Consider the following 13,955-nt stretch of genomic DNA (forward strand, 5'->3'; position numbering starts at 1 on the left):
TCAACATCTACTGGTGCTACTACTGTATTTGGTGCTAAAACGGGTGCTTCATTAGCTGGAGATGCGCATTCGGCTGGTACGGTTTATTTGGGTCAAATCACATTTATTCGCCAAGATGCTAGAGATATTAAAGTTGGTTTAGGTGGTATATCCTTAGTATCTGGTTTTACTGCTGGTGACGCTATGATAACCGCTGCTAATGCATCAACTGGTTATGCTCAAGCTTCAGTAAATTTAAAATATATGAATTCAGGTACAATTAGCTTTGAAACAGCTAAAGCAATGGGATTTTTCAATGGCGGTTTCTCGGCAGTGTATGGTACAGCTGCTCAAGCTGGTGGCGTAAATACTTATGGTGGTGCCCAGGCTATGGTTGATGTAGCTGAAGCAGCTAGAAAAACTCTAGATAAGTTAAGAGCCGACCTAGGTTCAGTACAAAACCAATTAGTAGCTACTATAAATAATATTACAGTTACCCAAGTAAATGTAAAATCAGCTGAATCTCAAATAAGAGATGTAGACTTTGCTAGTGAGAGCGCAAACTTCTCTAAATTTAACATACTAGCCCAAAGTGGAAGCTACGCTATGAGTCAGGCAAATGCTGTACAACAAAATATATTAAGACTACTACAGTAGCTTAAATTTAAATCTTTAATATCTTAAATTTACTCGCAATGCTTAGCCATTGCGAGGGTTTATATACAATATATCAAGCTTTTTATATTATTAATTTCAAATATTATTTTAGGATTTTATCTAGATTAAATAGTATAGTAATCAATCTAATTATTAGAAGTTATTTTGGATTTATTTTATAATTTATCAGTTTGGTAGGTGGACATCTATGAAATTCACCTACCTAATTAATATGCTTGTAGCGTTATTTTTTAGGCGTTACAAGCATATTTACATAACGACCCTCAAGAACTGGAGCTTTATCTCTATCTGCATATTCTTGAACCATCTCCCAAATCTTTTCAAGCATATTTACGCCAAGTTCTGGGGTAGACATCTCACGCCCCTTTAAAAATACTCTAAATTTAACATACTTGCCCTCAGATAAAAACTCTTGAGCGTGTTTTATCTTATAGTTTATATCATTTTGTGCAATTTTGGCGGAAAGCTTAATCTCTTTTATCTCTATTACTTTTTGCTTTTTCTTAGCCTCTTTTTGCTTTTTCTCTTGTTGATAACGGAATTTACCATAATCCATTATCTTACATACTGGTGGTTTAGCATCGGCTGCTATCAAAACTAGATCCAATCCCATTTTATTAGCGATATCTAACGCTTCATCTCTACTGATAACACCATACGCAGTGCCATCATCTCCTACACATCTAACCTCGCTTGCACGAATTTCATCGTTTAGATAAACCTCTTTATCTTTGCTCAAATATTCACCTCGTTTAATTTGGTTTGGACTAAGCTATAAAAATCATCTAGACTTATATCCTTTTGTTCTCTAGCTCTACGATCACGCAGTGCTACACCTCTATTTGCCACTTCATTATCGCCAAGTACTATTATCATAGGTACTCTTTGTTTTTCTGCATTTCTAATCTTTTTATTTAGTGTTTCATTTTTGCTAAAGATTTCACTATCTATATTCATATCAAGTAATTTTGCATAGATCTCTTTAGCATACTCTTGATGAGCTTCACCAATTGGTATGATCACAACTTGAGTTGGCGCAATCCAAAATGGCAATTCACCAGCAGTATGTTCAAGTAAAATCCCAATAAATCTCTCAAAGCTTCCTAGAATTGCACGATGAAGCATAACTGGCTGTTTGCGTTCATTGTTTTCATCAATATATTCTAGATTAAATCTTGCTGGAAGGTTAAAATCTACTTGAATAGTGCCACACTGCCATTTTCTTTTAAGGGCATCTGTAATTTTAATATCTATTTTTGGCCCATAAAACGCACCGCCACCTTCATCAATACCATATTTTAATCCCTTTTCATCTAAAGCATCTTTTAAGGCTTTTGTAGCTATATCCCATACCTCATCATCGCCAACAGCCTTAGCTGGTTTGGTAGAAATCTCCATCTCATAGCTAAATCCAAATGCATTCATAAGAGTATCAACAAAACTTAAAATCTCATAAACATTTTCTTTAATCTGGCTTGGCATACAAAATAGATGTGCATCATCTTGAGTAAATTCACGCACTCTAAATAACCCATGTAGTACTCCGCTCTTTTCGTGTCTATGCACTACGCCATACTCAAAAAATTTAAGCGGAAGATCTCTATAGCTTCTAATCTCGCTTTGATAAACTTTAATATGGCCTACGCAATTCATTGGTTTAATGCCATACTCTTGATCATCAATTACTGTAAAGTACATATTTTCTTTATAATTAGCATAGTGGCCACTTGTCTTCCAAGCATCGCTTTTTAAAATCTCTGGTCCACGCACTGGCTCATATCCACGAAGTCTATGAGTGCGATATAGTTTATGCTCTAAGCGGCTTCTAAGCCTTGATCCATTTGGTAGCCAAATAGGGAGTCCAACACCAACGCTCTCATCAAAGGTGAAGAATTTCATCTCTGTGCCAAGTTTACGATGGTCACGTTTTTTAGCCTCTTCGATAATTCTAATATGCTCATTTAGACTTTCTTTATCAGCGTAAGCTGTACCATAAATTCTAGTTAGCATCTCACGATTTTCATCACCGCCAAGATATGCCCCAGCTATTCTAGTAAGTTTAAAAAATCTAGCAAAAATTGTATTTGGAATATGTGGCCCACGACAAATATCTTCAAAACCACCTTGAGAATACAGGCTTACAGCACCATCTGGAATTCTTTTTAATACCTCTTGTTTTAGGTCATCATCGGCGTATTTTGCAGCTACTTCTGATTTAGTTGAGTTTATTTTTACAATTGGAGTTTTAGCTAAGGCTAACTCTTTCATTTTTTTCTCAATTATAGCTAAATCATCTTCGCCTAGTTTGCTACCATCGCTTTTGCTTACACGCATATCGTAGTAAAATCCATCCTCAATAGCAGGTCCAACAAAAAATTTAACATTAGGATAAAGCTCCTTAATCGCTGCAGCCATTAAGTGCGCACATGAGTGGCGTATAATCTCTAGCGCCTCTTTAGAGTTGTCAAATTTAATCTCGCTACCACCGCCGGTGTAGCTTTGAGTATCTACTATCTCTCCATCTACATTATATCCAATAATCTCGCTCATCGACTCTCTTTTTTCAAAAATAACAAAATGTTAGATTTTATCTAATTGTATTTTAACTTAAACTGAATTTTAATAAAATTTAAGCTAATACAGCTTAGCAATTTAAGCCAAAAATATATATAATTCCAAATTTAATCAAAATAAAAGGTAGACAATGCTTCTTTTAAATCCTGTAGTTATTGGCGTGATTGTAATGTGTACGCTGTGTCTTTTAAGATTTAATATCTTATTAGCTATTCTTATCTCTGCATTGATAGCTGGAGTAAGCGCAAATATTGATATTATTACTACAATTAACATTTTAATCAAAGGTATGCAAGGCAATCTTGAGACTGCTCTTAGCTATATTCTTCTTGGTGCGTTAGCCGCTGCTATTGCTATGAGTAATCTAACTGCAATTTTAATTCACTATGTAAGCCAATTAATTAGCAAAAAAACATTTTGGTTTGTGCTTACAATTGCATTTGTAGCATGCTTTTCACAAAATTTAATTCCGGTGCATATCGCATTTATTCCTATTCTTATTCCGCCACTTTTAGCACTTATGAATAAAATGCAAATTGATAGGCGAGCCGTAGCGTGTGCTTTGACTTTTGGGCTGAAGGCTCCATATGTGAGTGCTTCGGTTGGATTTGGGCTAATTTTTCATAATATCTTAGCCAAGGAGATAAGCCAAAATGGACTAGAGACTAATCTATCTGATATTAGCTCTGTTATGTGGCTTGGTGGAGTAGCGATGCTTATTGGGCTATTTTTGGCGATTATCTACTATCGTAAGCCACGCAGTTATGAGCAAAGCCCTATGGAAGCTAAAGAGCTTTATGATAGCAAGCTTGATATTAAAATGAGCAAGAAAGAGTGGGTTTTACTTATTGGTGTTGTGATTGCCTTTGGCGTGCAATTATGGAGCGGTTCTTTGCCGCTTGGTGGATTGATGGGGCTTATTTTTATGGTAGCTTTTGGTGGGATCGAATATAAAAAGATTGACAAAGTAATGGAAGATGGCCTAAGTATGATGGCATTTATTGCGTTTATTATGCTTGTTGCAGCTGGGTTTGCATCTGTTATTAGAGAGACTGGCGGGATTGGTGAGCTGGTTGAATTTGCCACTGCAATTAGTGGCGGTAAGCTTGGTGGAGCGATTATTATGCTAGCTATTGGACTTATTGTTACTATGGGAATTGGAACGAGCTTTGGGACGATCCCTATTATTGCGGCGTTTTATGTTCCATTTTGTATCTCGCTAGAATTTAGCCATGCTGCTACTATATTGCTTATAGGTATTGCTGCGGCATTAGGAGATGCTGGGAGTCCTGCTAGTGATAGCACTCTTGGGCCAACATCTGGACTAAATGCTGATGGTCAGCATAATCATATATATGATACTTGTGTGCCGACATTTGTATTTTTTAACATTCCGCTATTAATTTGCGGAGTAGTATTTGCGATGTTTTTGTAAGCTATTTAAGATAAAGTAAGTAGTATGTGACGCAACTATGCTAAGCAGAAAATAAAAGTATAGATATTTAACAGTAGCAAAATAATCTCTTGTATTAAGTGTTAGCTGTAAGAGATTATTGGCAACTGATAAATGTATAAAAATATGGTTAAAACTTAAGCAATAATAATAAAATGCTGATAAAATTTAAATTAAAAGATACTAGCATAAGGTAATAAATAATTTAACTATGCTACCTTATGAAAGCTTGATTTTAATAACTACCTTGCAAGTCATACAAGAGAATTTCTTACCCTCGACAATTTTCTCATGAATATAAGGTGGAACAAGATGGATTTTATTAGGACAACCGCAGGTATATTTATATTGTTTTGGTTGTTCTTCGATTAGCTCATTTTCTGCGTGTTCTAGGTTTGCTTGACGCCATTTTTCTATTTTGGCATCCTCTTTTAAAATATGCTCTACTAGCCACTTTTCAGCAATTAATAAAAGATTTTCTTTTAAATCATTTACATTTTTAGCAGTTTTGATTAGACCCGCCATACTAGCGATTATGTCTTTATGAATCATAGTGTGTTCGTGCAAGTACGGATAGCCAATTAGCTCCATATATTCCTGTTCGTCTTTGAAGTGTTCTTTCATATATTCAAAAAACTCAGCCACGATACCGCGAATCTCTTCACGAGATACATTTTTATTAGCGTAAATAAAGGATTTTTTGGCTAGATCAAATAGCTTTTGATGTTGTAAGTCTATATCTGAATTGCCAATGCTATATTTATCGTCCCAGCTAGGTACCATTTCAAAACTCTCTATGAAAAAATATAAATTTCTCTATTATATTAAATTTTATAATAATTTTAGCTGAAAATTGATTTTAAAAAAGCAAAACTTACCAATAAATTTTTATAAATTTAGTATAATATTACCAAATTTTATCTCATTATCACAAATGCTAACTTTAAATTCATCTTTAAAGTCGACAATCCTAGCAAGTGGGTGGCTGCTAAATTTATTAGCTATAAATCCATGTCTTAGAGTTAAAATCCTACTACTTAGCAACTCATCGTCAATTATTTTAGCGTCGATTATACCAAAATTTGCACTATCGACGCTATATATAAATCCATCACTATCGGCTATCTCATCACACTCTAACTTAAAATTTCCATATACAAACTCATCTAAAGATCCAAAGCCATACTTAAGGTTCGTCAAATTTGCATAATCTAAAATTTTAGCTAAATCACCAATATAGTATTTGCCAGCTTTAAATTTAGCATTTATCATACAGGGATTACTCTAATATTTGGACTTAGACTCTCTTGCAAGATATTTTCAATCGCATATAGTGTTCCAGTAGCACCACTAGCACAACCGCTACACGCACCTAGGTATCTAATATATATATCTATTCTGCTTTCTTCAGATTTGATATCTAATATTTCCATATTTCCACCATCCATCTCTAGCATTGGTCTTACATGCTCATCGATAATAGCCTCTACTGCTTTTAGTTGTTTTACTACTGTTAGCTCCTCAAAGCTTAGATCGCTATCTACGCCACTTCCGCTTATTTTAGCATCAGCTATAGCTTTCATTCTTTCAGCTTCCATTTCAGATCTTACTTCAGCTAAAATATCTACTAGGTAGTACTCTCTTTTTTCATGTCCGCCAGGCTTAATGCAAGATTTACAAAATGCTCCAGCTTTTGTGTATTGAGTAATTTCTTCTACTGTTGTAAGATTATTTAATCTTATCACCTCTTTTACTGTACCAAGGCTAACTCTAGCGCACTCACATACTATAATCTCATCTTCAAAGTGGTCTGGATCAACGCCTTTATAGCTAGCAGCCGCAGCTTTGATAACATCATATGCCATTACTGAGCAGTGCATCTTTTGCGGTGGAACTGCTGGAATATCTGGATCATCACGCATAGCTTTTTCTACATCTATATTTGTGATTTTAACTGCTTGATCTACTGTTTTGCCTTTGCATAGTTCTGCCATATAATCGCTACTTGCAATTGCTGTACCACAACCAAAGCTTTTAAATTTAGCATCTTTAATAATATCAGTAGCTTCATCAACAGCCCAATATAGTCTAACTGCATCACCACAGCTCTCAGCGCCATGATCCGCAATTATTAGCTTACAGCCTAGAGCTTTAGCATCTTCTTCTGTAATTTCACCCATATTTTTTGGTGCGTTCATTGCATTTTGAACTTTTTGAGAGTACTCTTCCCATATATTTCCGCTTATTAAATTACCTTTTGCCATATTATTATTTCCTTTATAGTCCTGATTTATGCCATTTTGGGGCGTATGCGTAGCTACTTGATATGCTTCTTAGTCTATGTACGGCATGTTTAATTTTTTCTATTGTATAATCTATCTCTTCTTCAGTATTAAAGCGAGAGAGTGATAGTCTAAGTGCTGTATGTGCTAGTTCGCTATCAGCACCGATGGCTTCCATTATAGGGTTGCTTTCTAGATCCTCACTTGCACAGGCTGAGCCAGTACTTGCTGCTATACCGGCTTGGTTTAGATCCCATAGCATTGCTTCACCCTCTACGCCTTTAATACTTGCTAGGATTGTATTTGGCACACGATTGGCTCTATCACCTACTACTGTAACATCTGGTAGTGATAATAGTGCATCTTCTAGCTTATTTCTTAATCTTCCTACATGGCTTTGTTCAAAGGCTAGGAATTTATTTGCATTTTCTAATGCTTGACCCATTGCTACTATACCAGCAACATTTAATGTGCCACTTCTGCGTCCGCCCATATGTTCGCCACCATGAAGAAGGCTAGTAAGAGGCATTGAGTTTTTGATATATAGAGCGCCTACTCCTTTTGGTGCATGGAATTTATGTCCTGAAAAGCTTAAAAAATCAACATTCGCATCTTGTACATCTACGGGAATTTTGCCTATTGCTTGAACTGCATCGGTGTGAAAAAGTGCGCCAAATTCATGTGCTACGCTAGATAGTTCTTTGATTGGAAAGATCATACCAGTTTCGTTGTTTGCCCACATTACACTTACAAGTGCAACATCATCACTCATCACATTGCGTAGATCGTCAGCAGTGATAACCCCTTGATTATTTACATCTACTTTAGTAATCTCTACACCAAGAGATTCTAAAAATGCACAGGTAGCGCCGATAGCTGGATGTTCTACTGTAGTTGTAACTATACGCTTTTTATCGCCTTTTAATATTTTATCAAAATATATACCTTTTAATACCCAGTTATTGCTCTCAGTGGCACATCCAGTTATTACTATATCATCATTATCAGCTGCATTTATACCAGTATAGAGCTGATCTAGCGCCTTGCGAAGTGCTGGATGTGTTTGGCTTCCGTAGCTGTGAAGTGAATTTGGATTGCCAAATTTCTCACCAAGGAATGGAAGCATCAACTCTAAAGCCTCAGGGTCAATCATTGTTGTTGCGTTGTTGTCTAAATAAACTTTCAAAACTATCCTTCCTCTTCCTAAAATAATTAGGATAAACTTTATCTTTTTACTGTAAAATAATATACTATTTTACATAAATTTTGCATAAAAATTAAGTAAATATTCTATAAATTTGAATTTAGATATAAATTTTTTAAGTATTTTAGTATATTTTTGAAGTTTTTAAATTGGATTTTTAATTTAAATTTGGAGATTTTCGTCATTACAAATGCAATGACGAAATAGTATTTTAAAGTAAGTATATTAGTTAAACTGAAATGATAAATTTAGCCTACTTTGCATCCCAGGCTAAGACTGTATTGCCAAAAGCATCACTTAAAACATCACCCATACCCATGATATTATATCCAGCATCGACATAATGGACTTCTCCAGTTACGCCACTTGCAAGGTCGCTTAGTAGGTACATACCGCTTTTACCTACATCTTCTATGCTGACATTTCTTTTTAATGGGGCGTTACACTCATTCCAGTGTAAAATCATCTTAAAATCGCCAATTCCACTTGCTGCTAAGGTTTTAATCGGCCCTGCTGAGATAGCATTTACTCTAATATTTTTAGCTCCAAGGTCATGAGCAAGATATCTTACGCTACTTTCAAGAGCTGCTTTAGCTACGCCCATTACATTATAATGTGGGACAAATTTAGCCCCACCAAGGTAGCTAAGAGTCAAGATAGAACCACCACTTTTTAGCACCGGAAGCACTGCACGAGTAAGAGAGATAAGAGAATAGACGCTAGTACCCATAGCAATATCAAATGCCTCTTTTGTAGTGTTGATAAACTCACCCTCTAATGCCTCTTTAGGAGCAAAAGCTACAGCATGAACTACAAAGTCAATCTCGCCAAAATCTTTAGCAATTTTATCTGCTAGAGTATCAAGGTGTTCTTGATTATTTACATCTAGTTCATAAATTAGCGAACTATCAAGTTCAGCTGCGATTGGTTCTACTCTTTTTTTAATTGCATCATTTAAAAATGTAAAAGCAAGCTGGGCACCTTGAGCTTTACAAGCTTGAGCAATTCCATAGGCTATGCTCATTTTATTTGCTACACCGACTATTAAACCTTTTTTACCTTCTAGTATCATTATTAACCCTTTTTGATAATTTCTAAAAATTTATCAGCATCCCAACTAGCAGTACCGACAAGAACTCCATTGCATGATTTTATCGCTTTTATCTCATCTATATTTGTTATATTTACGCTACCGCCATATAGAAGTGGAGCTGAGCATTTGCTAGATATAAAATCCAAAATTTCAGTTATAAATTCAACTTTAGCACTATTTCCAGTGCCAATCGCCCAGATTGGCTCATAGGCGATTACTAGATTTTCATAGTTTAAATCAATATTTGCTAATTGATCGCTTAGAAATTCTTTGGTGCTTCCATTCATATGAGTTATATCATCTTCGCCAATACAGTAGATAATATCCCAGCCCTTGCTCACAGCATAATCAAATTTGGCTTTTAAAAATGGCTCATCTTCACCTAGAGCGCGTCTTTCGCTATGGCCGATCATTACAGTAGTAATCTCAAATTCTTCTAGCATTTGACTACCAATCTCACCAGTATATGAGCCATTTTGTGCTGGATAGAAGTTTTGCGCCCCTTGAGTGAAGTTAAATTTATCTTCACTCAAAGCAGTAAATGGAGGAAATACAATCACGCTATTACTATTTTGACTAAGTCCATTACTAAGCTTTTTAGCATAATCTGCATAGCTTTTTTTGGTGTGGTTGCATTTTAAATTCGCAGCGTAAATCATATATCATCTTCTCTTAAAAGCACTCTAACCCCAGGCAGCTCCTTGCCCTCTATAAGCTCCAAGCTAGCACCACCACCAGTAGAGATAAAGGTCATCTCATCAGTATCCCCAGCTCTCTCAACTACATCAGCAGTATCGCCACCACCGACCACAGTAGTAGCAAAGCTCTCGCCAATAGCGTGGCTCATTTTTATGCTACCTTTGCTAAATTTATCCCTCTCAAAAACCCCCATAGGGCCATTCCACCAGATGGTTTGAGCATCGGCAATCGCCTCTTTAAATAGCTTCACACTAGCTGGGCCGATATCTAGCCCCATCCAGCCATTTGGGATCTCTTGAACAGGGACATACTTGATCGCACTATCATTGCTAAAACTTTGAGCCGCTACGACATCAACAGGCAGATAAATTTTCACGCCTAGCTCACGGCCTTTTTTAAGAATGTTTGATGCTTCTTCTACTAACTCCTCTTCCAAAAGGGAATTTCCGATATTTTCACCAAGAGCTTTTAAAAATGTAAATGCCATACCGCCACCGATGATTAATTTATCAATGCGTGGCAAGAGATTGGTTAGGGCTTGGAGTTTGCCACTCACTTTTGATCCGCCTGTTACTGCGACAAATGGGCGACTAGGGTGGCGGATTAGATTTTGACCAAATTCAATCTCTTTAATTAGCAAAAATCCAGCGGCCTTATGCTCGCTATCGTAGCATTGGGTTATAGCATGGACGCTAGAGTGAGCTCTATGGCATACGCCAAAAGCGTCATTGACATAGTAATTGGCAAATTCGCTAAGAGTTTTAGCCAAGTTTATATCATCTTTTGTCTCGCCTTTTTCAAAGCGTAAATTTTCTAATAACAAAATCTCGCCAGATTGTAGCTTTTGAACCTTTTCTTTAGCATCGTGGCCGACTACATCGTGAGCAAATTTAATCTCTCTATCCATTAATCTACCAAGTCTTTTGGCTACTGGTAGAAGTGAGTATTTGTCTTCGTAGCCATTTTTTGGGCGACCTAAGTGGCTAGCTAAGATAACAGAGCAACCTTGATCTAAAATATATCTTATAGTTGGGATAACTGAGCGGATTCTTCTATCATCTGTAATATTATTAAATTCATCCATAGGTGTGTTAAAATCACACCTTACAAGAACCTTGCTACCACTTTTAAATTCAATATCTTTTATAGAAATAATCTCACTCATATCACTTCTCGCTTATAAATTTAGCCATTTCAACTAAGCGATTGCTATAGCCCCACTCATTATCATACCACGCCATTACCTTAATCATATCACCGCAAATTACTTGAGTTAGATCAGCTGCTACTATGCTTGAGTAGTTTGAGGTGATAAAATCGCTACTCACTCTCTCATCAAAATCCACAGCCATAATGCCCTTTAAGCTACCTTTGCTAGCTTCTACAAATGCGTTATTTAGCTCATCTTTTGTTACGCTTTTTTCAAGTACAGCAGTCAAATCTACAATTGATACATTTGGGACTGGAACTCTAATGCTTTGTCCGTGTAGTTTGCCATCTAGGCTAGGCATTACTAATTTCATAGCTTTGGCAGCACCTGTGCTAGTAGGGATCATATTAGCAGCGGCTGCTCTAGAACGCCTAAAATCACGGCATTTGACATCTACTAGGCTTTGGCCGTTTGTATAGGCGTGGATGGTGGTCATAAGGCCCTTTTTTATACCATAAAGATCTTCTAATACTCTAGTTACAGGACCTAAGCAGTTGGTAGTACAGCTTGCGTTGGAGATGATTGTTTGGCCTTCGTATTTATCTGAATTTACACCTAAAACAAATGTTGGAGTATCATCCTTAGCTGGGGCGCTCATTATAACCTTTTTAGCACCTTTGGCGATGTAGGTTTGGCATTGCTCTTTTGTAAGGAATTTGCCGGTACATTCCAATACTACATCGATTCCCCTTAGGTCTAAATCATTTATATCTCTTGTGCTATAAACTCTGATTTTTTTGCCATTAACGGCGATATAATCATCATTTAAAACCTCTACATCTTGATCGAATTCACCATGAACGGTGTCATATTTGAGAAGGTATCTAGTCATTTTGCGTTCAGCAGTATCGTTTATAATGCTTAATTCATACTCTGCTGGGTTATTGAGTATAATCCTAGCAGCACATCTGCCGATTCTTCCAAAACCATTAATTGCTATTTTAAGTGCCATTTTCATCCTTTTTGGGTATAATTTGGCTATTTTACTAAAAAAAAGGTTAAAAAAAATTGAATATAGCTATTTTTGGTGGAAGTTTTGACCCGCCACATTTGGGTCATGATATGATCGTAAAAGAGGCCTTAAAGAGCTTAAATATTAATAAACTTATTATTATTCCAACATTTTTAAGCCCTTTTAAGAGCGAATTTGGTGCGCCACCGCTTTTGAGACTTCAGTGGTGTAATGAGCTTTGGTCTAATCTGGATGAAAAAATTATAATAAGTGATTATGAAATTTCGCAAAATCGACCTGTGGCTACAATAGAGAGTGTGAGATATTTTAAGCGTGAGTTTAATCCTAAGAAAATTTATCTAATAATCGGTGCTGATCAGCTGAATAGCTTGCATAAATGGCATAGATATGATGAGTTAAAAGCATTAGTAAGCTTTGTTGTAGCGTGTAGAGATGGTATTAAAATAGATGAAAATTTGCAAAAACTAGATATAAATGTTAAAATCTCATCTTCAAAGATTAAATCTGAGTTAAATTTTAAGCATATTCCAACTGCTATTTTAGATAGTGTTGAGAAATTTTATAAGGATAAAAATGCAAAATAGAATAGATAAAATTGTTAAGCTTTTAGATGAAAAAAAGGCTGAAAATATCGAAGTTATAGATATGCAAGGAAGGGATTATTTAAGTAAATTTGTAATTGTAGCTACCACTTTGGCTGCTCGTCATGGCTTTGCTTTGCTTGATGATTTAAAAACAGAGTTAAAACCAGCCGGTGAGAATTTTTTAGGTGTAGAAAGTAGCGATGATTGGACTGTAATTGATCTTGGCGATATAATGATACATTTAATGAGCGAAACTTATAGAGCTAAATATAATATAGAAGAGTTCTTAAAAGAGTTAAGCGTTAAAGGAAATTAGGTTTTAACCAAGTATATTTGAGATATTATTAAAGAGATTATTTTATTAAAATCTAATCGCTTTAATTATTGTAGCTACTAGCAGATCAAAAGCTAGTAGCAATTTTGAGTCTTAATAAATTTAATATCGCACATAGATAAGCTAGTTAGTATTACAGATATTTAGTTATCAATTTTTTCTTAATTTTCTAAACTTATTTTATATTTTAAACCATTGTAAGCCAAATTTCATTAAAATCAAAATCATTTATATAGTTGGAGTTGTTTATGTATGAATTGTCTATAAATGTAGATATGGGTGCTGCAAATAATGGCGTGTTTATCGCTATTACAAATGAAAATTCTATAATTTATAAAAATGCGTTTAATTTGCGTTTGTATTATAACTAAATTTTTCCACAAATTCGCTATTTTTAGCATTTTTTTTAAAATGGACAAATTAATACCTTTAAACCATAGCCAAATACCCATAAAATAGGTTAAATTTGGCTCAGTTGCAAATTATACCACAAATCAACTCAGCTTAAAATAGGTGTCTAATTTATAAATTAGACACCATTAAATTTATTGTAAATTAATTTAGCTTGGAATTAAAATTAAATTAATGCTTTGCCAAATAGTTTGTATCATATAAATTATTGATAAAATCATCATTATTCATCATATTTATATGGAAATCTTTAGTTGTTTTAATCCCTTGTATGATTAGCTCATCAAGTGCTACTTTCATCTTAGCAATAGCTCTATTTCTATCTATATCATGGACGATTAATTTGCCTATCATGCTATCATAATACGGCGGAACGCTATAACCCTCATAAACATGGCTATCCATTCTGACATTTCTACCGCCTGGGGCGACATATTTTGTGATTTTACCTGGATTTGGAGTGAAGCTTTTTGGGTCTTCG

At 35.3% G+C, this 13,955-nt stretch carries 15 protein-coding genes and 1 pseudogene; 5 read left to right on the forward strand and 11 right to left on the reverse strand.

The annotated features are described in order from the left end of the window. The coding region (locus tag CIGNP109_RS08075; RefSeq protein ID WP_272887916.1) for a flagellin at positions 1-636 on the forward strand (636 nt) is incomplete at its 5' end. A gap of 244 nt (positions 637-880) precedes the next feature. On the opposite strand, the gene infC is transcribed toward CIGNP109_RS08075, so the two are convergent. After that, the gene (gene infC / locus CIGNP109_RS08080; RefSeq protein WP_086225692.1) at positions 881-1,396 is read right to left on the reverse strand and encodes a translation initiation factor IF-3; all 516 of its coding nucleotides are present in this window, start codon (positions 1,394-1,396) and stop codon (positions 881-883) included. Continuing rightward, the gene (gene thrS / locus CIGNP109_RS08085; RefSeq protein WP_086225691.1) at positions 1,393-3,207 is read right to left on the reverse strand and encodes a threonine--tRNA ligase; all 1,815 of its coding nucleotides are present in this window, start codon (positions 3,205-3,207) and stop codon (positions 1,393-1,395) included. The genes infC and thrS overlap by 4 nt, the downstream gene beginning before the upstream one ends. Before the next feature lie 154 nt (positions 3,208-3,361). Between thrS and CIGNP109_RS08090 the strand changes: the two genes are divergently transcribed. Next, complete coding sequence (locus tag CIGNP109_RS08090) at positions 3,362-4,666, forward strand: Na+/H+ antiporter family protein (protein WP_086228885.1); 1,305 nt, start codon at positions 3,362-3,364, stop codon at positions 4,664-4,666. Positions 4,667-4,903: 237 nt separating this feature from the next. Here the strand turns inward: CIGNP109_RS08090 and CIGNP109_RS08095 are convergent, their stop codons facing one another. The 8 genes from CIGNP109_RS08095 to gap all read right to left on the reverse strand — a co-directional run bounded on the left by CIGNP109_RS08095 (position 4,904) and on the right by gap (position 12,124). Continuing rightward, positions 4,904-5,467, reverse strand: coding sequence for a hemerythrin family protein (locus CIGNP109_RS08095; protein ID WP_086227192.1), 564 nt, complete (start codon positions 5,465-5,467; stop codon positions 4,904-4,906). A gap of 105 nt (positions 5,468-5,572) precedes the next feature. Beyond that, positions 5,573-5,956 carry a hypothetical protein gene (locus CIGNP109_RS08100; protein ID WP_086228886.1) on the reverse strand — a complete coding sequence of 128 codons (384 nt, stop codon included), beginning with the start codon at positions 5,954-5,956 and terminating at the stop codon, positions 5,573-5,575. After that, a complete protein-coding gene (locus CIGNP109_RS08105; protein ID WP_086228887.1) occupies positions 5,953-6,948 on the reverse strand; it encodes an iron-sulfur cluster assembly scaffold protein in 996 nt (331 codons plus the stop codon). The genes CIGNP109_RS08100 and CIGNP109_RS08105 overlap by 4 nt, the downstream gene beginning before the upstream one ends. 13 nt (positions 6,949-6,961) lie before the next feature. After that, positions 6,962-8,152, reverse strand: a complete 1,191-nt coding sequence (locus CIGNP109_RS08110) for a NifS family cysteine desulfurase (RefSeq protein ID WP_086225685.1) — start codon at positions 8,150-8,152, stop codon at positions 6,962-6,964. Between the two features lie 271 nt (positions 8,153-8,423). Beyond that, positions 8,424-9,242 (reverse strand): enoyl-ACP reductase FabI, encoded by an 819-nt coding sequence (gene fabI / locus CIGNP109_RS08115; RefSeq protein ID WP_086225684.1) that lies wholly within the window; start codon positions 9,240-9,242, stop codon positions 8,424-8,426. Between the two features lie 2 nt (positions 9,243-9,244). Then, positions 9,245-9,922: a triose-phosphate isomerase gene (locus tag CIGNP109_RS08120; RefSeq protein WP_086228888.1), complete on the reverse strand. Its 678-nt coding sequence runs from the start codon at positions 9,920-9,922 to the stop codon at positions 9,245-9,247. Further along, positions 9,919-11,127 (reverse strand): phosphoglycerate kinase, encoded by a 1,209-nt coding sequence (locus CIGNP109_RS08125; RefSeq protein ID WP_086228889.1) that lies wholly within the window; start codon positions 11,125-11,127, stop codon positions 9,919-9,921. Before CIGNP109_RS08125 ends, CIGNP109_RS08120 begins: the two co-directional genes overlap by 4 nt. A 1-nt stretch (position 11,128) precedes the next feature. Further along, on the reverse strand, positions 11,129-12,124 hold the full coding sequence (gene gap, locus CIGNP109_RS08130; protein ID WP_086228890.1) for a type I glyceraldehyde-3-phosphate dehydrogenase: 996 nt from the start codon (positions 12,122-12,124) through the stop codon (positions 11,129-11,131). A gap of 56 nt (positions 12,125-12,180) precedes the next feature. Here gap and nadD point away from each other — a divergent pair, with 56 nt between their 5' ends. The 3 genes from nadD (at position 12,181) to CIGNP109_RS08800 (ending at position 13,434) form a co-directional block, all read left to right on the forward strand. Next, positions 12,181-12,729 carry a nicotinate (nicotinamide) nucleotide adenylyltransferase gene (gene nadD / locus CIGNP109_RS08135; RefSeq protein WP_086227196.1) on the forward strand — a complete coding sequence of 183 codons (549 nt, stop codon included), beginning with the start codon at positions 12,181-12,183 and terminating at the stop codon, positions 12,727-12,729. Continuing rightward, positions 12,719-13,045 (forward strand): ribosome silencing factor, encoded by a 327-nt coding sequence (rsfS, locus tag CIGNP109_RS08140; RefSeq protein ID WP_086227197.1) that lies wholly within the window; start codon positions 12,719-12,721, stop codon positions 13,043-13,045. Before nadD ends, rsfS begins: the two co-directional genes overlap by 11 nt. A gap of 266 nt (positions 13,046-13,311) precedes the next feature. After that, positions 13,312-13,434: a hypothetical protein gene (locus tag CIGNP109_RS08800; RefSeq protein WP_272887917.1), complete on the forward strand. Its 123-nt coding sequence runs from the start codon at positions 13,312-13,314 to the stop codon at positions 13,432-13,434. Between the two features lie 211 nt (positions 13,435-13,645). Here CIGNP109_RS08800 and CIGNP109_RS08145 read toward each other — a convergent pair. Continuing rightward, a pseudogene (locus CIGNP109_RS08145) lies at positions 13,646-13,955 on the reverse strand (acetyl-CoA carboxylase biotin carboxylase subunit); the annotation flags it as partial.

The organism is Campylobacter sp. P0109, assembly GCF_002138755.1.
Classification (GTDB): domain Bacteria; phylum Campylobacterota; class Campylobacteria; order Campylobacterales; family Campylobacteraceae; genus Campylobacter; species Campylobacter devanensis.